Raw genomic sequence first — 24,645 nt, 5'->3', positions numbered from 1 at the left:
ATTCTGAAATGCGGCTGTGCCGGTTGCAATAAAAAAGGCGCGGGAGCCCGCGCCTGTTAAAAGTGTCTGAAACTTAACGTTTCGGCCCTGCACTGACCAGCGCAGCTCCGGCCGGAGTATCGGTGTATTTATCGAAATTATTAATAAACAACTGTGCCAGGTGCTCGGCTTTCTCCTGCCATTGCTCACGACTGGCGTAAGTATTGCGCGGATCCAGAATGTGCGTGTCAACGCCTGGCAGAACCACCGGCACTGCCAGATTAAACAGCGGCAACGTGAAGGTTTCCGCTTCATCAAGGGTATCGTTGAGGATCGCATCGATAATAGAGCGGGTATTTTTCAGCGAAATACGTTTGCCGGTGCCGTTCCAGCCGGTATTAACCAGATAAGCCTGAGCCCCTGCGGCTTCCATACGCTTCACCAGTACTTCAGAGTATTGCGTCGGGTGCAACATCAGAAATGCTGCACCGAAGCAGGCAGAAAAGGTGGGGGTAGGCTCATTCACACCACGCTCTGTACCGGCCAGTTTGGCGGTGAAACCTGACAGAAAGTGGTATTGCGTTTGCGCAGGTGTCAGACGCGAAACCGGCGGCAGTACGCCAAAAGCATCGGCCGTCAGAAAAATCACTTTGCGGGCATGGCCGGCTTTCGATACCGGTTTTACGATATTCTGAATATGATAAATCGGATAAGAGACGCGGGTATTTTCGGTTTTGCTGCTGTCGTTGAAATCGATTTTTCCGTCTTCGCTGACCATCACGTTTTCCAGCAAGGCATCGCGTTTTATCGCACCGAAAATTTCCGGCTCGGCTTCCTGGCTGAGTCTGATGGTTTTGGCATAACAGCCACCTTCAAAGTTAAACACGCCGTCATCGTCCCAGCCGTGTTCATCATCGCCTATAAGCTTACGCTTGGGATCGGTGGATAAGGTGGTTTTACCTGTCCCGGAGAGGCCAAAGAATACCGCTACATCACCTTTTTCGCCCACGTTTGCCGAGCAATGCATTGACGCGATACCCTGCAACGGCAGCAGATAGTTCATGACCGCGAACATGCCTTTCTTCATTTCGCCGCCGTACCACGAGCCGCCGATCAGCTGGATGCGCTCGGTCAGGTTGAAGGCGATGAAGTTTTCAGAATTCAGGCCCTGTGTCTGCCAGTCCGGATTGGTGCATTTGGCGCCGTTCATCACGATGAAATCAGGTTCGAAATTTTCCAGTTCACCCGCTTCCGGGCGGATAAACATGTTCTTGACGAAATGCGCCTGCCAGGCGACTTCCGTGATAAAGCGTACTTTCAGGCGGGAGTCAGCATTAGCACCGCAGAATGCATCGACAATAAACAAACGTTTCCCGGATAACTGTTTGCCGACCAGCGTCTTCAATGATGTCCAGATTTCCTGCGACAGCGGTTTGTTGTCATTTTTTCCTTTGCCCTGATCAGCCCACCAGAGCGTATCGCGTGTGGTGTCATCACGGACGATGTATTTATCTTTCGGCGAGCGGCCGGTGAAAATGCCGGTATCGACATTCACGGCGCCAAGCTCTGTCACCTGCCCGCGTTCATAACCTTCCAGGCCCGGGGCTGTCTCTTCTGCAAAAAGAGTTTCGTAATCAGGGTTATAGACAATTTCGCTATTCTGGTGGATCCCATACTGGGAGAGTGTTTCGGCGGTGATACCGATAGTGGTTGGCATTTCCCTGCTCCTTGCTGAACTTGGATCCCGTCAATAGGGATAAATCAGTTGTTATTGTAGGTATATATCGCTTTTGTGCCGCGACAGGTCTCAAAGAATAACGGCAGATGTGAATGTTTTTCCAGAATTGTGATGAAAAACCCGAAAGGTGTGCAAGCGAGGTTATGAAAAAGCAATAAAAAAGGGACCTTTCAGTGAAAAGTCCCTCAGGCTGAGCGTATCAACGATCAATGAATGTGATCATCTCCGGAATGGACATCACCGCTGGCTTTCAGCGTCGCCATATCCATCCCATCAAATTCATAGTCTGCGCCACAATAATCGCAGTGCATCTCGATTTTGCCATCAGCTTCCAGCATTTCGTGAATATCTTCATCCGGCAGCGTCAGCAGCGCGGCGGCACAACGCTCGCGGGAGCAGGTGCAACGGAAACACACATCCTGTGGCTCATACAGCGTGACCTCTTCCTGATGATACAGACGATAAAGCACTTCATTTGCCGGCAGAGTCAGCAGTTCTTCCGCTTTGATGGTGGTGGTCAGTTGTGCCAGATGGCTGAACTCTTCCGGGTCTGTATCTTGCGCTGGCAGAACCTGTAACAACATGGCACCTGCAGCAGGCTGGCCTTCCACTTCACCGGTACGGATGAAGATGCGGGTGGGTAGCTGTTCAGACTGCATGAAATAGTTTTCCAGACATTCTGCCAGGTTTTCGCCTTCCAGCCCCACGACGCCCTGATAGCGTTCGCCAACGGTCGGAGAAATAGTGATCACCATGTAGCCGTTGCCAATCATCTCTTTCAGTGTGCTGCCTTCGATGATGTCACCCTGCAGACGTGCCACACCGCGCAATTCCTGCTTGTTGTTACCGTTGATCACGGCCAGTTTCAGCGGGCCATCGCCCTGCAACTGCACGGTAATATCGCCGTCAAATTTCAGGGTGGCAGTCAGCAGGCTGGTCGCCACCAACATTTCACCCAGCAGAGTACGCACTTCGGCCGGATACTCGTGACCGGCAATAACCTGCTGGAAGGTTTCTTTGAGTGAGACCAGTTCACCGCGAACGGCGTGATGACTGAACAGGTAGCGATGCAGTTGGTCGTGATTAGACATAGTTTTCTCTCTGTTTAGCGAACGTAAATCCTTCCTCTTTCATCGAAAGATTGAAGATTTATTCAGTATCGCCATATTTAAATTTGATCAGGTTGCGGCGTTCCTTTTTGTCCGGACGTCTGTCCGGATGCGGCATCGCATTCATTTTGCGCGCCTCGGAAATTTTTTCCCGGCTGGCAATGCTCGCACCGGTTTCCTGATACAGTTTCTGTGCTTCTTCCGCACTGCGGCGCTGAGTGGTGAGCCCCAAAACGATGATCGTTTTTGTATCATTTCCCTGGCGCAAGGTAATTTCGGCATTCAGTTCCATCAGCTTGCTGGGTTTCCCCCGCTGACCGTTGTAATGCACTTTGCCGCCATCAATCATCTCGCGTGCCAGCGCACGGGTCTTATAAAAACGAGCCGCCCACAACCATTTATCGAGGCGCACTGCATTATCGTCGTCTTGCGTTTTACCTTTCATAACCCTCCCCTGAGCATACCGGTATTACTTCGCCGGGCCTGTTACAGGGTGAATTGCAGGCAACAGGCTGCGGTAGTCATTGATGGAAGGATGTCCTTCAAATGACTTATTTGCCATGGTCGAATCTGGGTTTTCTATACCCAGACAATAGCGGATGCCGAAGGTTTTTGCCGCATTGAGGATAGGTTCACCGTCATCGACAAATAGGGTTCTGTCGGGATTAAAGCCCGTTTGCTGCTGAACGGCAGACCACAACCGCTGATCTTCCTTCGGATAACCAAATGTGTGGGTGGAAAGGAGTAAATCAAGGTGCTGATCTAATCCGGTATGTTCAATTTTAACGGAAAGGCTGTGCGGATGTGCATTAGTGAGCAGAATTGTTTGCCGTCCGCTTTCACGCAGATGAGCTAAAAAAGGCAGGGTATCGTCGCGAAGCCGCGCATTTTTGCCGATGTTTGTCGTCATCTGGTAGATATCCAGGCTTAGCTTTTCGCTCCAGTAATCGAAGCAATACCAGTTCATGGTGTGCTGAACGGCAAGGTATTCGTTATGAATTAACTGGCGTGCGTTTTCAAGCGGGATCGCACGCTGCTGGCTGAGGGCCAGCGGGACATCCTGCAACCAGAACTGGCTGTCAAAAGCCAGATCCAACAATGTACCGTCCATATCCAGTAAAACGGTATCGATGCATTGCCAGTCAAAATCAGGGGACATGAAAACTCCATGTTCTTGCGGCTGTGAGAAGCCGCAGGGACAAATATATGAAAGCAGGGAAGGGCGTCAGGGTAGCATAATCTGACCGGGGGACGCAGGGACGCCCGGTGCTTTTCAACCCAGTTTTTGCGCGGGTATGGGCATCAGCGTGGGATGAAAGCAGGCATTATAGTATTGCTGAATATCGTCTATCCGGCGCTTATCTTTGATGAAGCGGCGGATAAACAGCAGGCTATTAACCACCAGAACACTGATCAACAATAACAGTAATAAGCTGGTGCCCAGATAACGCCAGAGCGTTGAGATATCCGGCTCGCTGTGCAGCGAAATGTGACGGGTTCCGTTAGCATCGATACTGATACTGGTGATCACGCCCTGCGCACTGAAAGGGGTATGCAGCAAGAGTGTTGATAACTGTTGCAACTGCTTCCACTGTTCCTGCGGCGGGTTAGCGAATACACTCACCGGAGGAGCTGGCATCTCAATCAGCTGACGTCCTTCATCATTGCTTATCAGGAACCCACCCGGTGGCGGACTGTTAAGCCTGTCAGCAGCACGACGGGTCTCCTGAACAAAGAAAGAAGATGTTGCGTTATTCACCAGTTCGCTCAGCGATTGCGCACTGACCGGACGTAGCAGAACGTTAATCCCCTGCAATGTGCCCGCCTGTGCCCGCTTCACCAGTGAGTTCCAGTTGCTCGAATTGCCCAGATTCACCAGCGCGTTTTTCAGCCGAACACAATCATTGCTGTTTCCGCACAGCGTTTCGGTTTTCAGCACGATATCTGCGAAATCATCAAGCAGGATCATCCCGGATTTTTCGATGGCGGTGGCCAGCTGCGGATTAATGTTTTGCTCAGGCGTCTGGTTCTGACCGGGATGCAGCTGGTTGTTCACCGTTGTTTGCAGCGCCGTAGCGGCATCAATAATTTCTGACTGCGGAACCGGAAGAGGCGTCGCGGTATTCCAGTAAATCGCTGAACAATCAAAAGGCATAAAACCCGTTGCGGAACGGCTGCCCGACGGTGGTACATAACACATCCCGGAACCCTGAACTTTCAAGGTATCGCCGACGCGCAGAGCCGCCTTTTCGAGTTCCTGTACGCTGTTAACCTGCGAACTTTGTGCTCCCTGCAACCAGGCAACGCTGAGTTTGAGCGGCAGGCCAAGCGGCACATAAACCAGTAACGCCAGCAGCAGGAGGAAGGCGCTGGTGGCGAGCACCAGATTTCTTCCCCACTGCTGGAGGGGAAATTTTTTCACTTCCTCGTGGAGTGTCAGATAACTCCCCTGACGCACGACGTGGCTGTTCATATAGACTTCTACATCCGTAGGCTGTCCGAGATCACGGCCAATATAGGGCTGCCAGTGAGGCGGATAAATCAGGTCTACCACACCGAGTGAAATATTACTGATATCCCCTTGTTTGGATTCACCAAACAAACCCCAGCGTTTAGGTAAGCCACGCAGGCAATGGATTTCCTTGCGATTTTTACCTAAACGTTCGGACACTAAGCGCCAGATAACCCAGACAGCTAACCCTGCCGAAAGCGTCAGCAACCAGGGTAGAAATATCACCGGACTTTGCAGCGTGATAAAAAGCAGCAGCAGAATGGCGGAAACGGCCACCGCTTCTTTTACGCCGTTCGACCGGGTCAGCGCATGCTCTTCACGCGTTTCGCGGCGCACTTTGACCAGTTCTATATGCTCGCTTTCTTCGTGCCGGATAGACGCATTTTGCGGCTGCGAAGGTATCACCGCTGAAACCGGCGCGGGGCCTTCGTAAACGTGGTCGGTCAGGGTATGGCCGTTGAGTGAAATGACCAGCGGCAGGCTCTGCGTTTTGATCAGCTCGACCTGATTTTCCTGGGCAATGTATTGCTCCCAGAATGGCGGCAGGTGAATTTCAGTAGAATCGAGGAAGTAACGCCATTTGTTAGGATCTTCACTCGCTACACCATAGCGGGTGATTGCGCGGGTCAGGCTATAAACATTTTCGCTTTTAGTGGTCAGCGTCAGTTTATCGCGCAGGATAATCAGATTATTGCGGTGGGTAATTGGCGTCTGGCCGAGGCCTTCATTTTGCCGCAGATAGCGTTCAACTGCATCGCGTTCTTTCTGAGAGAGTTTGCGCTGACTCGGTGTGGAGAAACGCACGACGGACTCGTCGCGTTGGCGGCGACGCAATACAAGCCAAAAATAAGACGCTGTAGCAATAATTGCGATACACAACAACACCAGTGTCACGACTACTGTGCTCATCCGATCCCCGTTCAGACGTGGGTGACTTACGTCAACTCTGTGAAAGTATTATACATAAACGAAATGCACATTTTGCGCATGAACGCCTTTTTGATAGGAATTTTATTATTGTTTGCCTGAATCGTGCGCATAAAAATACCATGCTAGAGAATACCTGCATTTGGGAATCGGCGGGTATCGGTATAATCCTATTTTGAAGTGAGAGTGTTTTTGTTAAAGCAAAAATGTGACAGCCATGAGGTAACGTGTTTTTTTTGCGCGAATGACGGTGATTTTTTAATGATATTTTGTCCGAAAAATACACGGGACAAAGACAGTTTTTCAGTAAAGATTGCGATGCTGGCGTTCATTAACGCACAATGACTACCGTTAGTGGCCTTTGAACAGACAAACGAACCCATTAGAACACCTCTGGTCAGGTGAATAATAAGTTGGGGATAAGATGACACAACACCTGCAAAAACCGAAAATTACGAAGGTGGAAACCGTAGCCCGTTCGCGATTATTCACCATCGAATCTGTTGATCTGACATTCAGCAACGGCGTCGAACGCGTGTATGAACGCATGCGTCCTTCCGATCGTGAAGCAGTGATGATTGTGCCGATCATTGATGATGAACTGCTGTTAATTCAGGAGTATGCCGTAGGCATTGAAAGCTACGAGCTGGGTTTCCCCAAAGGACTGATCGACCCGGGTGAAAGCGTACTTGAGGCGGCGAACCGTGAACTGATGGAAGAAGTGGGGCATGGCGCGCGGCACTTTGATGTGCTGGCAAAACTGACCATGGCGCCTTCTTACTTCTCAAGCCGCATGAATATCGTCATTGCCAAAGATTTGTATATGAAAAGTCTGGAAGGTGATGAACCGGAACCTTTGCCACAAACTCGCTGGCCAGTGTCACGTATGATGGAACTGCTGCAGCATCCGGATTTTTGCGAAGCCCGCAACGTGAGTGCATTATTCCTGGCGCATGATTTTTTGATGCGTAACGCCCGCTGATCCCGCGGTAAACACTATTAAAAAAGCCGGTCATGCATTTCGCAGACCGGCTTTTTGCTTTACAGCTCAGGCATCAGAACAGTTCGTGTTCCTGACCGTTATCCATGATGGTTGTCCCGACTTCATGCACAGCATGTTCTGTCGGCTGAGTCCCGTCGATAAAGTATTCAGGGCGACTGTTGCCACCGCCGTCAGAAAGCTTACCGGTACTCTTATCGATAGTCACCGTCACAATACCAGGAGGCGGGGTCTGCGGCTGTTCCGGCACGCCCTCCAGCACGGCTTTCATGTAATCATCCCAGGCCGGCTGAGCACTTTTCGCGCCGCCTTCGGCACCGGAGATTTGATCCGCAATCACACCGGAAGCCGTTGAGCGACCCAAATCACGACGGTGATCGTCAAAGCCAATCCAGACTGAGGTCACCACGTCAGGGCCATATCCGGAGAACCAGGCATCTTTCGAGCTGTTGGTTGTACCGGTTTTGCCACCAATATCGTGACGTTTCAGGTCACGTCCTGCGCGCCAGCCTGTTCCCATCCAGCCGGGCTCGCCGAAGATGTTGGAGTTCAACGCATCACTGATCAGGAATGACAGCGGTGTGCTGATCACATGTGGCGCGTATTGCTGTGCGGCATCAACCTGCGGCGAGTTCGGTGGAACCTGCTCAAGCTGTGGCGTTGGCACACTGGTATTATTATTGGTGGTGGATGTGGCAACGTTTTCTACATTGTCATCCGACAGTACGGCAGATTTCTGCGTATCACCATAAATAACGGGAATATTACAGGTACGACAGGCGATTTTAGGCTTGGCTTCAAACTGCACCTGACCGGATTCATCCACAATTTTGGTGATGAAATACGGGTCAACCAGATAACCGCCGTTGGTCAAGGTGGCGTAACCGCGCACAACCTGCAACGGGGTGAATGAAGCAGAACCTAACGCCAGTGATTCGGAATGAACAATGTTCGCAGCCGGGAAGCCAAAACGCTGCAAATATTCAGCTGCGTAATCCACTCCCATCGCACGCATAGCACGTACCATGACCACGTTCTTGGATTCACCCAGCCCCTGACGCAGACGAATCGGACCGTAATACGTTGGCGGTGAGTTCTTCGGACGCCAGTCAGTACCGGCACCGGCATCCCAGCGGGTAATTGGCATGTCATTCAGGATGGTCGCCAGGGTCAGACCTTTGTCCATTGCTGCTGTGTACAGGAAAGGCTTGATGTTCGAACCGAGCTGGCGAACCGCCTGGTTGGCGCGGTTAAACTTGCTCTGGTTGAAGTCAAACCCGCCAACCAGCGCTTCAATGGCACCGTCGTTTGGATTGAGCGAAACAATGGCTGAGTTGACATCAGGCACCTGCGCCAGCCACCAGTCATCACCCACTTTACGTACCCAAACTTGCTGGCCCGGACGCACCACATCAGTGACTTTTTTCGGGGTCGGGCCCTGAGCATTGTCATTACGATAAGGTCGCGCCCAGCGCATGCCGCTGAACGGCAGGCTGATAACCGCGCGGTTCGACATCGTCGCCGTGGCCTGAGCATCATCCGTTGCGGTGATAACGGCCGGGAACAGCGGACCATATACCGGCAGCGTTTTCAGCGACTGGACAATCTTGTTCTGATCCCACGCCGGTTCACCTACTTTCCATAGCTGATTTGACGGACCGCGATAACCGTGGCGCATATCGTAATTAAGCACGTTGGTACGCAGGGCTTCCTGGGCAGCAAGCTGGGTTTTTTTGGTAATGGTGGTGTAAACCATGTAGCCATCGTTATAAGCGTTGTCGCCATAACGTTTCACCATTTCCTGACGCACCATTTCGGTCAGATACGGCGCCGAAAACTCGATATGCGGAGCATGATAATTGGCGACCAACGGCTCAGCACGCGCCTGATCATACTGGGCCTGCGTGATGTATTTCTCATCCAGCATACGTGCCAGTACGGTATTGCGACGGGCCAGAGAACGGTCATGCGAATACAGCGGGTTGAAGGTTGACGGTGCTTTGGGCAGCCCGGCAATCACTGCCATTTCACTGAGCGTTAGCTGGCTGACATCTTTACCGAAGTAAACCTGTGCAGCGGCACCGACGCCATAAGCACGATAACCGAGATAAATTTTATTCAGATACAGCTCGAGGATCTCATCTTTGGACATCATCTGCTCAATGCGGATAGCCAGAAATGCTTCCTTAATTTTACGGGTCAGCGTGCGTTCAGGGCTCAGGAAAAAGTTACGAGCCAACTGCTGGGTAATGGTGCTCGCGCCCTGTGAGGCGTGGCCGGACATCATCGCAACCGAAGCCGCACGGAAAATACCGATCGGATCCACACCGTGATGTTCATAGAAACGACTGTCTTCAGTCGCGATAAACGCATGCACCAGTTCCGGTGGGATCTGGTCGAGTTTCAGTGGGATACGGCGCTTTTCACCATACTGGGCAATTAAATCACCCTCGGCACTGAAAACCTGCATCGGTGTTTGCAAGCGCACGTCTTTAAGCGTGGCGACGTCGGGTAACTGAGGCTCGATATATTTATACAAACCGAAGATCGAGGCGGCTCCCAGCAAAATGCAACACACTGCAAGAATCAATAAATACTTTACGAACTTCACCTGAGATTTCCCATTAAGTGTCAATTGGGCAGTTTATAAACAACCGCGCGGTAGTATAAAGGCAAGCCAGCAACATGGATACGTTCTTTTATTTACCTGACGATATGGAGATTGGGCGAAAATGCGACTACAAGCATGGCAGGTAGGTCTGGATATTCAAGCCGGTTTTGCCCGTGCGATCGCCGTTCAGCGGCGGCGTCATGGCTGGCAATTACGTCACTGGTGGCAACATCCTTTGCCTCCTTTCACATTGCGGGAGGGGATATTACATGAGAGCGCGCCGCTGATCGCCATTTTATCGTGCTGGCGAAAAACGCTGCCGACGTCTTTTTCATTACGAATCAGCCTTCCTGCGCAACGTATTATGCAACAACGCATGGCCGCGCCCGATGCCCGTTTGGGTGAGCCGCAGCGCAGTGCGTTTATCTTCGCTAACGCGGCAAAACAGTTTCCTCTGGCTATGGAGCATCTGGTGATGGACTACCGGGCTGACCCGCAGGGCGATAATCAGTTGGTGGTTACGGCGGCAAGGCAGCAGGAAATCGAACAGTGGATGCATTGCATGGCGCAGGCCCGGTTGTTCCCGGACACTATTGAGCTGACTCCCTGCGCCCTTCAGATGGCGGCCTGTGCTGCAGGCGTTCCGGGTGATGCATTGCTGATCCATCCCCTTGATGATCTCTTTCTCTGGGCTTCGCCGCACAGTTTGCCGTTCCAGTTTGGCATGCTGGATTATGCAGAGGCCGGCGCTGAAAACACGGTCTCTCAGAAGATTCGCACACAGTATCGCGCGGCTGCGTTATGCCATGCGGAGGACTATTACAGCGGTGAATCGTCCTCTGCGGTAATGCAATGCTGGTCGCCATTAAGCGCGATCGTGCAATTGTCCGCGCCTTTGCCGGCAAATCCCGGTGCATTCGCGCCTGCCGTCGGGCTGGCTATCCGGCAGGCAGATAACTGATGCTACAGGTCAATTTATTACCGTGGCGAAAGTTGCGCCGTCAAAAGCTGATGCGTTTCTGGCTGAAAATTTTTATTTCTGTTCCTGTCTCTGTGGTGGCCGGTGCTTTGCTTCTGGCCACTTTCCTGGTGCAGGAACGGGCGCTGTTACAGGTGAAACTGTCAGCGTTACATTCAGATATTCAAAAGATTACGCTCCGTCAGCGTCGTGTGGAGGCAGCATCGGAACAGGTAAAGGTTCTGGCTGAATCGCGTCTTTTAAGCCACCAGCGTGTGCAACGGAGCCGGGATTATCTGCAATTGTTGGTGTTACTCGCGTCAGAGATGCCCGAAGAACTCTGGCTGACGGAGCTGACGGAGCATCAGGGAATGATGACGTTAAAAGGCGAAGGGCGGATATATCACGACATTGTGGCATTGAGCGAAATGCTGTCCGCAGGAGAGTTGCTCAGTAAAGTCAGTCTTTCTGATGTACAGCAGCAACCCAACAATAACTTGAGTTTCGTGATGAAAACGCAGTTTCGCCCTGAAAAAGCCCTGCCTGCGCCGGGAGTAGTGCAATGACCGGTTTACTGGCAGAGCATATTGATCCGCTGATGGAAAAACCCGGCTGGCAGCGGGTGTGCATGCTGACTGCATGTCTGCTCATTCTGGCTTTGACGCTGTATCAGCTTGTATTGCGCGGGTTATGGCAGCAACACGACACACTGAAACGGGAGATTTACACCGCACGGCAGACCCTTTCCCAGGCTCAGAGGGCGTTGATGCTCAGGGTTCCGTTGGAAAGCCTGGAGCAGGAACTGGCCGGCAATGCGACATTGCAACACGAAATCCTGCCGCTTGAGCAAGCGTTTTCCCGGCCGCTGAAAGACGCTCAGGCCGTACTGATTCGCTGGAAGCCAGTTTTGCAACCGAAACAAGAACCACAGGGTGAATTGCAATTGCAGGTGACTTTTGCCGGACTGATGGATTTTCTTTATGCGCTGATGCAACGTCCCGGGCAGCCTGCATTCAGCGAGCTGAATTTACACACCACCGGTGATGCCGGGATGAAAGCCTCAGTGTTACTGACTCAAACCACGTCAGCGGCAGGATTTTTTACCGCTGCCGTCGCGCCGAATGTCGTACGTGATCCGTTTAGTGTGCCACAGACGCCGTCCTGTGCTGATTTTTCTACGGTATCTGAATGGCGCCTTAGCGGGATTTCAGATGCCGGCGGGGAGCGTTATGGCTGGCTGCTTTCACCGCAAGGGCGCTGGAGTAAAGTCGAAACGGGTACGCAATTTGGAGTGCCGCAATGGACGGTTGAAGCACTCAGCAGTTCGCAGGTTGAACTCAGCCTCAGTGATGCGCGTTGCGGTGCACTGCGTCAGATTATCAGGCTGGGTAAAGGCAAGGATTCTCCAGGGAAAGGGAAATAATGAAATACGTGACTAAGCGGATTGTACCGTGTTTGCTGTGTTTATACCTCAGCCCGGTGAAAGCTGATGTACCACCGTTGATTTCGCTGGAGTTTCAGTCCTCTCCGGTCGGTTTGGTATTACAGGCGCTGGCAGATTTCCGGCAACTGAATCTGATCACTGCACCGGGTCTTGAAGGGCAGATGAGTGTGAAACTCAAGGAAGTGCCGTGGCAGCAGGCGCTCGACATTATTCTGCAAATGAACCATCTCACCAGCCAGTTGCAGGGCAACGTTTTAATTGTGTCGCCTGAACAAGATCCGCAGGTTGTACAACAGCGGTTGAAAGAGGCAGCCGACCAGCAGGCGCTCCACAGCCCGCTGATCAGCCTTACCGTTCCTCTGCAATACGCAGATGCGAAAGAGACGGCGCTTAGCCTGAACGCGCAGAAAGGCTCGCTGTTATCTTCAAAAGGTAATGCCTCTGCAGATCCCCGCACCAATACACTCTTATTACGTGACACGCAGGCTGCGCTGGATGTTGTGGCACCCTGGATAAAGGAAATGGATTTACCTCTTCAGCAGGTTCAACTGGCAGCACATATAGTCACAATGAACAGTGAAAGCCTGCGCGAACTGGGTGTGCGCTGGGGGTTTACCGGTGAGGAACCCATTACAAAAGCCGTGCGTATGAATAATTTTAGTATGGGCATGCCGGTCGAAAATCCGATATTTACTGCGGGTTTTAATCTTGCACATATCAGCGGGCGGATCCTTGAGCTTGAACTGACGGCGCTTGAGCAGGAAGACAAGGTCGATATTATCGCCAGCCCGCGGTTGCTGACGGCGCACATGCAGACTGCCAGCATTAAACAGGGTACGGAAATCCCGTATCAGGTTTCCAGCGGGGCGAGTGGCAGCACGTCGATTGAATTCAAAGAAGCGGTGCTGGGAATGGAGGTTACGCCGAAAATTCAGCGTGACGGTCGTATCCAGCTGGCATTGCAGATTAGCCAGAACATGCCGGGCCGGAGCATTAAGCAGTCCGAAGGTGAGGCGCTGGCGATTGATAAGCAGGAAATCAAAACTCAGGTTACGGTAAAAGACGGAGAAACTATCGTGCTTGGCGGGATATTTCAGCGTAAAAACCAAAAAACGGACACAAAAGTGCCTGTCCTCGGCGACCTTCCCGGGGTCGGTTCCTTGTTTAAACACCAGTACACCCATGAACAGCGGCGTGAGTTGGTGATTTTCATCACCCCGACCTTAATCCTTACCCGTTAAAAGGGCATTCTGACGCTCTGTAAATTGCACAATAACGTTGAGCGTATGCAACTTTTTGTGTCGCAAGAGGCTTCTGAGTTTGACGCTGCCGTCGATTTAGCTTACAAGGGTTACCGAATTGAGCACCGTGATCTTTTTATTACGACAGACACGCCGATAAAAACGTACGGTTTCCCTCCTGCGGCGTGCAAAGTGATTTATTCGGTTGCCAAACTACCAAGAGTGTTGAGATAATTTTTTTCTGATCTCGCACTATATCGCTCATGAGGTTTCAGTTTAGGTCCCGCCGCTAATTTGATTGGCGGGGCGGGTTATCATCAACGAATTGTCTTAGTAATACCGAAAAACATGGCAGAGAAACGCAATATCTTTCTGGTTGGGCCTATGGGTGCCGGCAAAAGCACTATTGGTCGACAGTTAGCTCAGCAACTCAATATGGAGTTTTTTGACTCCGATCACGAAATTGAGCGACGTACCGGAGCTGATGTGGGCTGGGTATTTGATTTGGAAGGCGAAGACGGATTCCGCGACCGCGAAGAAAAAGTGATCAACGAACTGACCGAAAAACAAGGCATTGTTCTGGCGACTGGTGGCGGTTCCGTGAAATCACGTGAAACCCGTAACCGTTTGTCAGCGCGTGGCGTTGTCGTCTATCTTGAAACTACTATCGAAAAACAACTGGCGCGTACACAACGCGACAAAAAACGTCCATTATTACAAGTGAGTGCTCCGCCACGTGAAGTGCTTGAAGCACTGGCGAGAGAACGCAATCCTTTGTATGAAGAGATTGCCGACGTCACTATTCGTACCGATGATCAAAGTGCCAAAGTCGTTGCCAACCAGATTATCAATATGCTGGAAAGTAACTGATTATTGGTGTTCATCATTGCCTGAGGGTGTCAGTTAAAGAAGGTCACAGAGCACGACATGGAGAGGATTACCGTAACGTTAGGGGAGCGTAGCTACCCCATTACGATTGCTGCCGGATTGTTCCACGATCCGGCTTCTTTTATGCCGGTAAAGGCAGGCGATCAGGTCATGATAGTGACCAACGAAACCCTGGCCCCTCTCTATCTGGACGCTATTCGTTCAGTGCTGGAGCAGGCAGGCGTTCGTGTTGATCAGGTTATTTTGCCTGATGGTGAACAATACAAATCCCTGACTGTTCTCAATGATGTGTTCTCCGCGTTGCTCAAAAAGCCGCACGGACGTGATACGACTCTGATCGCCCTTGGTGGTGGCGTCGTCGGTGATTTAACCGGCTTCGCTGCAGCCAGTTATCAGCGCGGTGTGCGCTTTGTTCAGGTGCCAACCACGCTGCTTTCTCAGGTTGACTCCTCCGTTGGCGGTAAAACGGCGGTAAACCATCCACTCGGAAAAAACATGATCGGCGCGTTTTATCAGCCTGCGTCGGTAGTGGTTGATCTCGACTGTCTGCGAACGCTGCCTGCCCGTGAAATGTCTTCGGGTCTCGCAGAAGTTATCAAATACGGCATTATTCTGGATGCTGATTTCTTTGTCTGGCTTGAAGACAACATGGAAGCTTTACTGGCGCTGGATATGAATGCGCTGGCATATTGCATCCGCCGTTGCTGCGAGCTGAAAGCCGAGGTTGTGGCCGCCGATGAACGTGAAAACGGCATGCGCGCCTTGCTGAATCTGGGCCATACTTACGGCCATGCTATTGAAGCCGAAATGGGTTACGGTAACTGGTTGCATGGCGAAGCTGTGGCAGCCGGTATGGTGATGGCCTGTTATACGGCCCATCGCCTTGGGCAGTTCAGTCTGGGTGACATAGCCCGGGTAAAAACTTTGCTGACCCGTGCGGGTTTACCTGTGACCGGCCCTGAAGTTATGGAGGCGCAGTCCTATCTGCCGCACATGATGCGTGATAAGAAAGTACTGGCTGGCGAGCTGCGTCTGGTTTTGCCGAAAGCAATAGGTCAGTCGGAAGTACGCTCCGGCGTATCGCATGAAATGGTGCTGGCTTCGATTGAAGATTGCCGTTAAGACAGTGGTCATCATGGTGGCCACATAACGATCGATTTTACGTTTGCCAGCAAAGCTTTATATTTTTAGTCAGGATAGTTGCTCCGCGTAAAGCCTCTTGAGGCTTTTGCCGGGTTGGAGGTTTTAGATGGATGATTTAACACCGGAAGACGATCTCAAACCAGACACCAGCGATCGCCGCCCACCGCGCGCGCGCAAACCGTCTCCTTCCATTCCAAAAGTTGCGGTATCCCGTCAGTACGTGATGATCGGCATCGGTATTGTGGTGCTGGTATTGCTGATTGTCGGTATCGGCTCTGCCATGAAGTCATCTTCCTCCAGCCAGCCTGCTCAGCAGAACAATGGTCCGAAAGACATTAGTCTCGCGGGTAATGATGCGGCGGCACCTGCTCAGCCTTCTGCTCAGGCTCAGGCCAATACAGCGCAAGCTATAGACGGTCAGCAGCCAGCCGATGGCCAGCAACCGAAGAGTATCGGTTTACCGCCAGTTTCCCCGACACCAACCGAAGCTCAGCCTGTTCCGGATAATGGTCAGGCGAAAGAACGTGTCGATTTGCCGGGTGATATGAGTGATGCGCTCTCTTCTCAGCAAAATCAGGTCGATGGTGTGGCACAAGGCAGCATGGCACCCGCAGCTCAGTCACTGACTTCTTTGCCGACCGCACCCGCAACCGTTAATGGTTCTGCACGTACTCAGGCCCCGGCAGGTTCTCAGCCGTCAGCCACTCATACACGCCCTGCGCAAGCTTCGCGAAATGCGCAACCTGCTCATACTTCGAAGCCTGCTGAGCATAAAACAGCCGCTACGGCATCGCATACAGCGAAAACGCCGGTAACGAAGTCCACTGCGTCATCTGCTCCGGTTGCATCTGCACCGGCCGCAGCTTCTGGTAGCATGTCGGGCATTAAGTCTGCACCAGGTACGCACTTTACCCTGCAACTGAGCGGTGCTTCTCAGTCCAATACACTGAATGCGTTTGCAAAACAGCAGGGCCTGAAAAATTATTTGGTTTATCAGACCGCCCGCGAAGGGAAGCCGTGGTTTGTACTGGTAAGTGGTAACTATGCTTCTTCTGCAGAGGCCAAACGTGCTATTTCCAGTCTGCCTGCGGAAGTTCAGGCTAAAAAACCGTGGGTCAAACCTGTACATCAGGTACAGCAAGACCTGAAAAAATGAAACTGATCTCAACGCGATTTGCTGTCTAAAAACAGGATACAATCCGCGGCTGTGAATTGTATAAGTAGCTAACTGACGGCATGAAGAAGAACCGCGCGTTTTTGAAGTGGGCTGGCGGCAAATACCCGCTGATTGATGACATCAAACGTCATCTTCCGGTGGGAGATTGTCTGATTGAGCCTTTTGTTGGCGCGGGCTCGGTATTTTTGAATACCGAGTATGACGCTTATATTCTGGCGGATATCAACAACGACCTGATCAATCTTTACAACATTGTGAAGACACGCACTGAAGAATTCGTGCGTGATGCACGTGTGCTGTTCACGCCAGAGTTTAACGAATCAGATCGTTTTTACGTCCTGAGGGCTGAGTTTAATGCCAGCAGCGATATTTATCGTCGTTCGGTACTTTTCCTCTATCTTAACCGCCATTGTTACAACGGCCTGTGTCGTTATAATCTCAGTGGCGCGTTTAATGTGCCTTTCGGGCGTTATAAAAAGCCGTATTTCCCTGAAGAAGAACTCTACTGGTTTGCTGAAAAAGCGAAGCATGCGGTATTTGTTTGTGAGCATTACCAGGACACCTTGCTGAAAGCACAGTCTGGCTCGGTGGTTTATTGTGATCCGCCTTATGCCCCGCTTTCTGCGACAGCAAATTTTACGGCGTACCACACCAACAGTTTTAGCATGGATGATCAGCGCAACCTGGCTCGTCTGGCGTATCAGCTTTCTAATGAGAACGATGTGCCGGTGCTGATTTCCAACCACGAAACACCTCTGACGCTGGAATGGTACGCTCAGGCGAAACAGCTGCACCGTGTGTCAGCGCGCCGTACTATCAGCAGTAAAGTTGCCCAGCGCAGCATGGTGAATGAACTTTTAGCGCTATATCGCTGATGGCCGGTCAGCCGGTGATCATCGGGTAAACCTATCGTTTGGAGAAGCGGATGAAACAGTTTTTGATTGCACCGTCCATTCTGTCTGCTGATTTTGCCCGTCTGGGTGAAGATACAGCCAAAGCCCTGGAAGCGGGCGGAGATGTTGTCCATTTTGATGTGATGGATAACCACTACGTTCCCAATCTGACGATGGGGCCAGCCATTCTTAAATCGTTGCGTAACTACGGCATTACCGCACCTATTGATGTTCATCTGATGGTTAAACCGGTTGATCGCCTGATCCCGGATTTTGCCGAAGCCGGTGCCTCTTACATTACCTTCCATCCCGAAGCGTCTGAACATGTTGACCGCTCACTGCAGCTGATTAAAAGCCATGGCTGTAAAGCCGGTCTGGTGTTTAACCCGGCGACCTCCCTGAGCTATCTCGAATACGTGATGGATAAACTCGACGTGATCCTGCTGATGTCGGTGAATCCAGGCTTCGGAGGTCAGTCGTTTATTCCGGGCACACTGGATAAACTGCGTCAGGTTCGCAAGATCATTGACGCCAGCGGTTATGACATTCGTCTGGAAGTTGATGGCGGAGTGAAGGCCGAAAATATCGGTGAAATCGCCGCAGCGGGTGCAGATATGTTTGTCGCCGGTTCCGCTATCTTTAATCAGCCGGATTACCGTACGGTGATCGACCATATGCGCAGTGAACTGGCTAAGGTCTCGCATGTCTGAGCTCCTTGAGGCGCGCGGTTTAGGTTTTGATCTCGACGGTACGCTGGTCGATAGCGCGCCGGGTCTCTCCGAAGCGATGGATATGGCGCTGCGTGATTTCAGTTTACCTGCCGCAGGCGTTGAGCGTCTTAGTACCTGGATTGGCAATGGCGCTGATGTCATGGTAGAACGTGCCGTCCGCTGGGCCGGAGGCGATTTATCGCCAGCTTTCCTGCAGACGGTGCGCGATAAATTTGATCATTATTATGCCGATACCGCCGCAGGTGGCAGCCGCTTATACCCGCAAGTCAAAGAGACGCTGGCAGCATTGGCAGCCACAGGCATGCCCATGGGGCTGGTGACCAACAAACCGACGCCTTTCATTGCGCCTTTACTGCAATCGTTAGGCATCGACAGCTATTTCACGGTCGTGATTGGCGGTGATGATGTCGTGGCGAAAAAACCGCATCCGGCGCCGGTCTATATGACGCTGGCACTGCTTGGATTGCGTGCCAGTGAAATGGTCTTTGTGGGGGATTCCCGCAATGATATTCACGCTGCACAAGCCGCTGGCTGTCCGTGTGTGGGCATGACTTATGGCTATAACTACGGTGAAACTATCGCGCTGACCAAACCCGATCGCGTACTGGATAATTTCGCCGACCTTTTGCCCACGTTAGGGCTGTCATCTTTAAAAGATCAGGAAGCATAAAATGAGTAAACCCATCGTATTTAGTGGCGCACAGCCCTCCGGCGAATTGACCATTGGCAACTACATGGGTGCGCTGCGTCAATGGGTCAAAATGCAGGACGATTACGAATGCATTTACTGTATCGTCGATTTGCACGCGATCACCGTACGTCAGGATGCGGAGAAGTTGCGTAAAGCAACCCTCGATACGCTGGCGCTGTATCTGGCGGTCGGTATTGATCCGAAGAAAAGTACTGTCTTCGTGCAGTCTCATGTTCCTGAACATACCCAGCTAAGCTGGGCGCTGAACTGCTATACCTATTTCGGTGAGCTGGGCCGTATGACGCAGTTCAAAGATAAATCTGCGCGCTATGAGACATCCAACAGCGAAAGCATTACCGCTGGTCTGTTCGATTATCCGGTATTGATGGCGGCGGATATTTTGCTGTACCAGACCCATCAGGTACCGGTCGGTGAAGATCAGAAACAGCACCTGGAACTCAGCCGAGATATTGCCAGCCGTTTCAACGCGTTGTATGGCGATGTATTTACTGTGCCGGAGCCGTTTATTCCGAAATCCGGTGCGCGGGTTATGTCATTGCAGGAACCGACCAAGAAGATGTCTAAGTCGGATGACAATCGTAAAAACGTGATCGGCCTGCTGGAAGATCCAAAAGCGGTGACCAAGAAGATTAAAAGCGCGATGACGGATTCTGAAGAGCCGCCTGTCATCCGTTACGATATTAAAAACAAGCCGGGTGTTTCTAACCTGCTGGATATTCTTTCCGGTGTGACCGGCAAAGGCATTCCGGAGCTGGAAGCGGAATTCGAAGGCCAGATGTATGGTCATCTGAAAGGTGCGGTTGCCGAAGCGGTTTCAGGCATGCTGACCGACGTGCAGGAACGTTTTAACCGTTTCCGCAGCGACGAGGCTTATCTGCAACAGGTAATGAAAGAGGGCGCTGAGAAAGCCCGTGCCCGTGCCAGCGTGACACTGAAGAAAGCTTATGAAGCGATTGGCTTCGTCACGCTTCCATAATTTCTACTTCGATTGTTAAATCAAAACCACGTCTGCGGACGTGGTTTTTTGCTTTAAGACCTCAGGAAAGCGGTGTGCTCAATTCTGTTGTACCACCACGGTTTCGCTGGCAAACCAGTTAAGTTTCTGACGTAAGCTCACCACACTGCCGACAATAATCAGACTGGGACTGCGCACCTCTTTCGCCAGCTTATCGAGCTCTGTGAGCATCCCTGTCACCACCCGCTGTTGCTGGCTGGTGCCGTTTTCTACCAGTGCGACAGGTGTTTCTGCAGCCAGACCGTTTTCCAGCAGACGGCGCTGAATCTCTCCGGCCTGCGTGAGCCCCATATAAAAAACCAGCGTTTGCTGGCTTTGCGCCATGCAGGCCCAGTCCACAATGCCGTCCTGCTTCGCATGACCGGTGATCAGCCGCACGCTTTGTGCATGGTCGCGGTGGGTCAGCGGAATGCCACTGTAAGCGGAGCAACCGGAGGCCGCCGTGATGCCCGGCACCACGGAAAACGCGATGCCTGCGGCTTTCAGCGCTTCCAGTTCTTCGCCACCACGACCAAAGATAAAGGGATCGCCCCCTTTCAGCCGGACAACGCGTTTGCCCATCTGGGCCTGTTCCAGCAGGATTTTATTGATGCTTTCCTGCGGTACACAATGATGTCCCGCGCGCTTGCCCACGAAAATCCGCTCTGCGTCACGACGAACCAGATTCAGCACACTGTCGGAAACCAGACGGTCGTAAACCACCACATCGGCCAGTTGCATTTGCTGCAAGCCTTTGAGTGTCAGTAATCCGGCATCGCCCGGTCCGGCACCGACCAGAATGACCTCGCCATGTTTATCCACGGGTTCATGGAATAATGCTTCAAGATATTCGTGGGATTGCGCAGTGTCATTATTCGCCAGCGACTGCGCCAGGCGATGATGGTTAAACAGTTTTTCCCACCAGCGACGGCGCTCGGAGGCATCAGGGAAGCATGTCTTGACCCGCGCCCGCAATCCGCCCGCAATCTGCGCCAGTTTGCCCAGATGCTGCGGCAGAATGGACTCCAGACGTTCGCGCAGTAAACGCGCCAGCACCGGCGCATTGCCGCCGGAAGACACGGCGATCATCAGCGGAGACCGGTCAATGATTGACGGCATAATCACGCTGGCACTTTCCGGTGCATCGACCACGTTACAGAACACGCGCCGGTGATCTGCGGCTTCGCTGACTTCCTGATTTACCAGGTCGGAATTGGTCGCGGCGACCACCAGCCATTTTTCATCCACCAGCAGTGGTGAGAATTCACCGCGTAACAGGCGGACTTTACCTTCGTCTGCCCACATCTGAAATTGCGGTGTAAAGGTGAGGGCATTCACCGTCAGTTCTGCGCCAGCTTCCAGCAGCAGACGCGCTTTACGTTCAGCAACATCACCGGCACCAACCAGTAAACAGGCTCTGTTTTTTAACTGACAAAAGAGGGGCAAATAATCCATGGACGCTTCTCTATCAAACTGATGTGGCGGAACAGATAATAACGCCGCCCGGAGGCGGCGTGGAAGGCGTGCAGTTTAGCCGGCTACAGACTGAAGGCTGGCGGTATTGATTTCCACATTGCCGTTCTGTACACGGACCTCGTAAGCCGGAACTGAATACTGTTCGTCTTCCATGCAGACTCCGTCGGTCAGACGAAAATGCTGTTTTTTCAGCGGACTGGCGACCCACAACTCGCCCTGATGTTCCGCGATAATCCCCCGTGACAGCACGCTGGCCTGTGCAAACGGGTCAATGTTCGACAGGGCAAAAATCTGCTCATCAGCGTAAGGACGGAATAGCGCAACCTGCTGATCGCCTGCCAGCGCGCATACACCGCAGGCGGGTAAGATCTGGTCGACGGAACAAAGTGTTAACCACTGGTTCATAATACTTCCTCCCCGCCGGCGATTTGTCTCACCGGAATACGCTCGTCGGGACGCGCCGGACGATGCTGCTGACGCTCACCGACAAACTGCACGTTCGGGTCACGCTGGCTGCTGTTGATAAAATGGCTGAAGCGGGTTTGCGCAGCCGGGTCGTTCAGGGTTTCCTGCCACTCGCAAACGGCCGATTCACGCAGGCGTGCCAGTTCGGCTTCCAGTTGATCGTTAAGCCCCAGTTTGTTATCGATGATGACTTTGCGCAGGTAGCCGATACCGCCTTCGAGGTTATCCATCCAGACCGAGGTGCGTTGCAGCTTATCGGCGGTGCGGATGTAGAACATCATGAAACGGTCGAGATAACGCAGCAGGGTGTCATTATCCAGATCGGCGGCCAGTAAATCACCGTGCCGTGGTTTCATGCCGCCGTTGCCGCAGACATACAGGTTCCAGCCGTTTTCCGTCGCGATAATCCCGACATCTTTGCCCTGTGCTTCAGAGCATTCACGGGTACAACCGGATACGCCGAATTTCATTTTATGCGGGGTACGGATGCCTTTGTAGCGGTTTTCCAGGCTGATGCCGAAACCGAGGCTGTCGCCCACACCATAACGGCACCAGGTGCTGCCAACGCAGGTTTTCGCCATGCGCAGGGCTTTGGCGTACGCCTGACCGGTTTCGAATCCGGCACTGATCAGTTTCTGCCAGATGGCCGGTAAATCGTCTTTTTGCGCGCCGAACATGCCGATACGCTGTGAACCGGTAATCTTAGTGTAGAGATTGTACTCAGCCGCGATTTCACCTATTGCCTGCAAGCCTTGCGGCGTGATTTCACCACCCGGCGAACGCGGTATAACGGAATAGGTGCCGTCTTTTTGCATGTTGGCGAGAAACACATCGTTGGTGTCCTGCAACGGTGTGTGCTGCGATTTCAGCACGTAATCATTCCAGCAGGAGGCCAGCAGCGAGCCGACGGTTGGTTTACAGACTTCACAGCCGTAGCCTTTGCCGTATTTATTCAGCAAATCGTTGAATGAGCGGATGCCTTCAACGCGGATCAGGTGATAAAGCTCCTGCCGCGAATACGCGAAGTGTTCGCAAAGATGATGGTTAACTTCGATGCCTTGTTTGCTGAGTTCGGCATTCAGTATCTGCGTCACCAGCGGAATACAGCCGCCACAGCCAGTGCCAGCTTTCGTTGCTGATTTCAGCGCCGCCACGGTAAGACAGCCACCCTGAACTGCTTTGATGATATCGCCTTTGGTGACGTCAAAACACGAACAGATTTGTGCGCTTTCCGGCAGGGCATCAGTGCCCATCACTGCGCCGCCACTGCCTGCATGAGCGGGCAGGATCAGCGCATCCGGATTTTCCGGCAAAGGAATACTGTTCAGTACCCGTTGCAGCAGATTGCCGTAATCACTGGTGTCGCCGACCAGCACTGCGCCAAGCAGCGTTTTATTATCTTCGCTGACGACCAGGCGTTTATACAATGCTTTGGTTTCATCCAGATAGACATAGCTGCGCGCGCCTGGCGTACGGGCATGGGCGTCGCCGATACCGGCCACATCGACGCCTAACAGTTTCAGTTTGGCGCTCATGTCGGCACCCGTGAAAGCGTTATCGCGACCAAGCAAATGGTCGGCGGTGACCTGCGCCATTTTGTAACCCGGCGCGACCAGTCCAAAAGTCCGCTGATTCCACGAGGCACATTCGCCGATGGCATAGACGTCCGGGTCACTGGTCTGGCACTGATCATTAATCACGATGCCGCCGCGCGGTGCGATCTGCAGATCGCACTGACGTGCCAGTTTGTCCTGCGGTCGGATACCGGTGGAGAACACGATGAAATCGACTTCGAGGAAAGTACCGTCGGCAAATTCCATTGTTTTACGGGCAGCACTGCCGCCCTGAACAATCTGGCGCGTATTTTTGGCGGTATGAACGCGTACGCCCATGCTTTCGATTTTCTGACGAAGCTGGCTGCCACCCTGTGTATCAAGCTGTTCCGCCATCAGGCCAGGCGCAAATTCGACAACGTGCGTTTCTACGCCAAGGTTTTTCAGTGCCCCGGCTGCTTCGAGGCCGAGCAAACCGCCCCCGACCACCGCACCGCGTTTACTGCGACGGGCACAGGCCTCGATGGCATGTAAGTCTTCAATGGTGCGGTAAACGAAGCAATCCTGACCATCAGAACCGGTAATCGGCGGCACCCACGGGTAGGAGCCGGTAGCAATAATCAGTTTGTCGTAATACACCGTGCGACCGCTGCTGGAGTGAATGACTTTTTCACTGCGGTTGAGCGTAATTGCCCTTTCGCCAATCAGCACATTGACATGATGCTTTTCGTAAAATCCTTCGCGAACCAGTGACAGCTCTTCCGCAGTATGATGGGAAAAATAAGAGGAAAGATGGACGCGGTCATAGGCCACGCGCGGCTCTTCACAAAACACCGTGATATCGAACTGATCCGGTTCTGCTTTATCCAGTAAATCTTCGATAAAGCGATGGCCGACCATGCCGTTGCCAATCATCGCGATTCTGACTTTGCTCATAATTGCCTCAATATTGATTTTCTGAGGCTAAACATAACCCGCGCGTAACAGGGGGTATTGATGCAAATCAAGCCGATCCCAATATACTCCTTAGGGGGTATTTGACTGATTTCATTGGGTTTTTGTGTAACCTTTCGATTTATAAACACTTTCAGGCT

Annotated in this window: 21 protein-coding genes; 12 read left to right on the top strand and 9 right to left on the bottom strand. The window is 52.3% G+C overall.

Annotated features, from left to right (window positions below):
* Positions 1 to 73: 73 nt before the first annotated feature.
* The 5 genes from pckA to EVX52_RS13210 form a co-directional block, all read right to left on the bottom strand.
* A complete protein-coding gene (pckA, locus tag EVX52_RS13230; RefSeq protein ID WP_129991454.1) occupies positions 74 to 1,696 on the bottom strand; it encodes a phosphoenolpyruvate carboxykinase (ATP) in 1,623 nt (540 codons plus the stop codon).
* Between the two features lie 227 nt (positions 1,697 to 1,923).
* Complete coding sequence (gene hslO / locus EVX52_RS13225) at positions 1,924 to 2,808, bottom strand: Hsp33 family molecular chaperone HslO (protein WP_129953796.1); 885 nt, start codon at positions 2,806 to 2,808, stop codon at positions 1,924 to 1,926.
* Between the two features lie 58 nt (positions 2,809 to 2,866).
* Entirely contained in the window at positions 2,867 to 3,271 is a 405-nt protein-coding gene (gene hslR / locus EVX52_RS13220; protein ID WP_129953795.1) for a ribosome-associated heat shock protein Hsp15, read from the bottom strand.
* 24 nt (positions 3,272 to 3,295) lie between these two features.
* On the bottom strand, positions 3,296 to 3,985 hold the full coding sequence (gene yrfG / locus EVX52_RS13215; protein ID WP_129991453.1) for a GMP/IMP nucleotidase: 690 nt from the start codon (positions 3,983 to 3,985) through the stop codon (positions 3,296 to 3,298).
* A 114-nt stretch (positions 3,986 to 4,099) separates the two neighbouring features.
* Positions 4,100 to 6,247, bottom strand: a complete 2,148-nt coding sequence (locus EVX52_RS13210) for an intracellular growth attenuator family protein (RefSeq protein ID WP_205952660.1) — start codon at positions 6,245 to 6,247, stop codon at positions 4,100 to 4,102.
* 442 nt (positions 6,248 to 6,689) lie between these two features.
* Between EVX52_RS13210 and nudE the strand changes: the two genes are divergently transcribed.
* Positions 6,690 to 7,247 carry an ADP compounds hydrolase NudE gene (gene nudE / locus EVX52_RS13205; protein WP_129953793.1) on the top strand — a complete coding sequence of 186 codons (558 nt, stop codon included), beginning with the start codon at positions 6,690 to 6,692 and terminating at the stop codon, positions 7,245 to 7,247.
* Positions 7,248 to 7,320: 73 nt separating this feature from the next.
* Here nudE and mrcA read toward each other — a convergent pair whose 3' ends face one another.
* The gene (gene mrcA, locus EVX52_RS13200) at positions 7,321 to 9,876 is read right to left on the bottom strand and encodes a peptidoglycan glycosyltransferase/peptidoglycan DD-transpeptidase MrcA (protein ID WP_129953792.1); all 2,556 of its coding nucleotides are present in this window, start codon (positions 9,874 to 9,876) and stop codon (positions 7,321 to 7,323) included.
* Between the two features lie 121 nt (positions 9,877 to 9,997).
* On the opposite strand from mrcA, the gene pilM reads away from it, so the two are divergent.
* From pilM to trpS, 11 genes are all read left to right on the top strand, one after another.
* Positions 9,998 to 10,837 carry a pilus assembly protein PilM gene (gene pilM / locus EVX52_RS13195; RefSeq protein ID WP_129953791.1) on the top strand — a complete coding sequence of 280 codons (840 nt, stop codon included), beginning with the start codon at positions 9,998 to 10,000 and terminating at the stop codon, positions 10,835 to 10,837.
* Positions 10,837 to 11,400, top strand: a complete 564-nt coding sequence (locus tag EVX52_RS13190; RefSeq protein WP_129953790.1) for a PilN domain-containing protein — start codon at positions 10,837 to 10,839, stop codon at positions 11,398 to 11,400. Before pilM ends, EVX52_RS13190 begins: the two co-directional genes overlap by 1 nt.
* Positions 11,397 to 12,257 (top strand): DNA utilization family protein, encoded by an 861-nt coding sequence (locus EVX52_RS13185; RefSeq protein ID WP_129991452.1) that lies wholly within the window; start codon positions 11,397 to 11,399, stop codon positions 12,255 to 12,257. The genes EVX52_RS13190 and EVX52_RS13185 overlap by 4 nt, the downstream gene beginning before the upstream one ends.
* Positions 12,257 to 13,519, top strand: a complete 1,263-nt coding sequence (hofQ, locus tag EVX52_RS13180) for a DNA uptake porin HofQ (RefSeq protein ID WP_129991451.1) — start codon at positions 12,257 to 12,259, stop codon at positions 13,517 to 13,519. Before EVX52_RS13185 ends, hofQ begins: the two co-directional genes overlap by 1 nt.
* A gap of 348 nt (positions 13,520 to 13,867) precedes the next feature.
* On the top strand, positions 13,868 to 14,389 hold the full coding sequence (aroK, locus tag EVX52_RS13175; protein WP_014333540.1) for a shikimate kinase AroK: 522 nt from the start codon (positions 13,868 to 13,870) through the stop codon (positions 14,387 to 14,389).
* A gap of 57 nt (positions 14,390 to 14,446) precedes the next feature.
* Positions 14,447 to 15,529 (top strand): 3-dehydroquinate synthase, encoded by a 1,083-nt coding sequence (aroB, locus tag EVX52_RS13170; RefSeq protein ID WP_129953787.1) that lies wholly within the window; start codon positions 14,447 to 14,449, stop codon positions 15,527 to 15,529.
* A 127-nt stretch (positions 15,530 to 15,656) separates the two neighbouring features.
* Complete coding sequence (locus tag EVX52_RS13165; protein ID WP_129991450.1) at positions 15,657 to 16,706, top strand: SPOR domain-containing protein; 1,050 nt, start codon at positions 15,657 to 15,659, stop codon at positions 16,704 to 16,706.
* A gap of 80 nt (positions 16,707 to 16,786) precedes the next feature.
* Positions 16,787 to 17,602 (top strand): adenine-specific DNA-methyltransferase, encoded by an 816-nt coding sequence (gene dam, locus EVX52_RS13160; protein WP_129953785.1) that lies wholly within the window; start codon positions 16,787 to 16,789, stop codon positions 17,600 to 17,602.
* A gap of 50 nt (positions 17,603 to 17,652) precedes the next feature.
* Positions 17,653 to 18,330, top strand: coding sequence for a ribulose-phosphate 3-epimerase (gene rpe, locus EVX52_RS13155; RefSeq protein ID WP_129953784.1), 678 nt, complete (start codon positions 17,653 to 17,655; stop codon positions 18,328 to 18,330).
* A complete protein-coding gene (locus EVX52_RS13150) occupies positions 18,323 to 19,021 on the top strand; it encodes a phosphoglycolate phosphatase (RefSeq protein ID WP_129953783.1) in 699 nt (232 codons plus the stop codon). The genes rpe and EVX52_RS13150 overlap by 8 nt, the downstream gene beginning before the upstream one ends.
* Position 19,022: 1 nt before the next feature.
* Positions 19,023 to 20,039: a tryptophan--tRNA ligase gene (trpS, locus tag EVX52_RS13145; RefSeq protein WP_129953782.1), complete on the top strand. Its 1,017-nt coding sequence runs from the start codon at positions 19,023 to 19,025 to the stop codon at positions 20,037 to 20,039.
* 78 nt (positions 20,040 to 20,117) lie between these two features.
* On the opposite strand, the gene cysG is transcribed toward trpS, so the two are convergent.
* From cysG to nirB, 3 genes are all read right to left on the bottom strand, one after another.
* On the bottom strand, positions 20,118 to 21,512 hold the full coding sequence (gene cysG, locus EVX52_RS13140; protein ID WP_129953781.1) for a siroheme synthase CysG: 1,395 nt from the start codon (positions 21,510 to 21,512) through the stop codon (positions 20,118 to 20,120).
* A 75-nt stretch (positions 21,513 to 21,587) separates the two neighbouring features.
* On the bottom strand, positions 21,588 to 21,938 hold the full coding sequence (nirD, locus tag EVX52_RS13135) for a nitrite reductase small subunit NirD (protein ID WP_129953780.1): 351 nt from the start codon (positions 21,936 to 21,938) through the stop codon (positions 21,588 to 21,590).
* Positions 21,935 to 24,487, bottom strand: coding sequence for a nitrite reductase large subunit NirB (gene nirB / locus EVX52_RS13130; protein WP_129991449.1), 2,553 nt, complete (start codon positions 24,485 to 24,487; stop codon positions 21,935 to 21,937). The genes nirD and nirB overlap by 4 nt, the downstream gene beginning before the upstream one ends.
* Between the last annotated feature and the right edge of the window lie 158 nt (positions 24,488 to 24,645).

The organism is Rahnella sp. CFA14(1/10), assembly GCF_004195095.1.
GTDB lineage: Bacteria > Pseudomonadota > Gammaproteobacteria > Enterobacterales > Enterobacteriaceae > Rahnella > Rahnella perminowiae.
The sequence above is the reverse complement of the archived record's forward strand: the minus strand, read 5'-3'. Positions and strand labels throughout refer to the sequence as shown.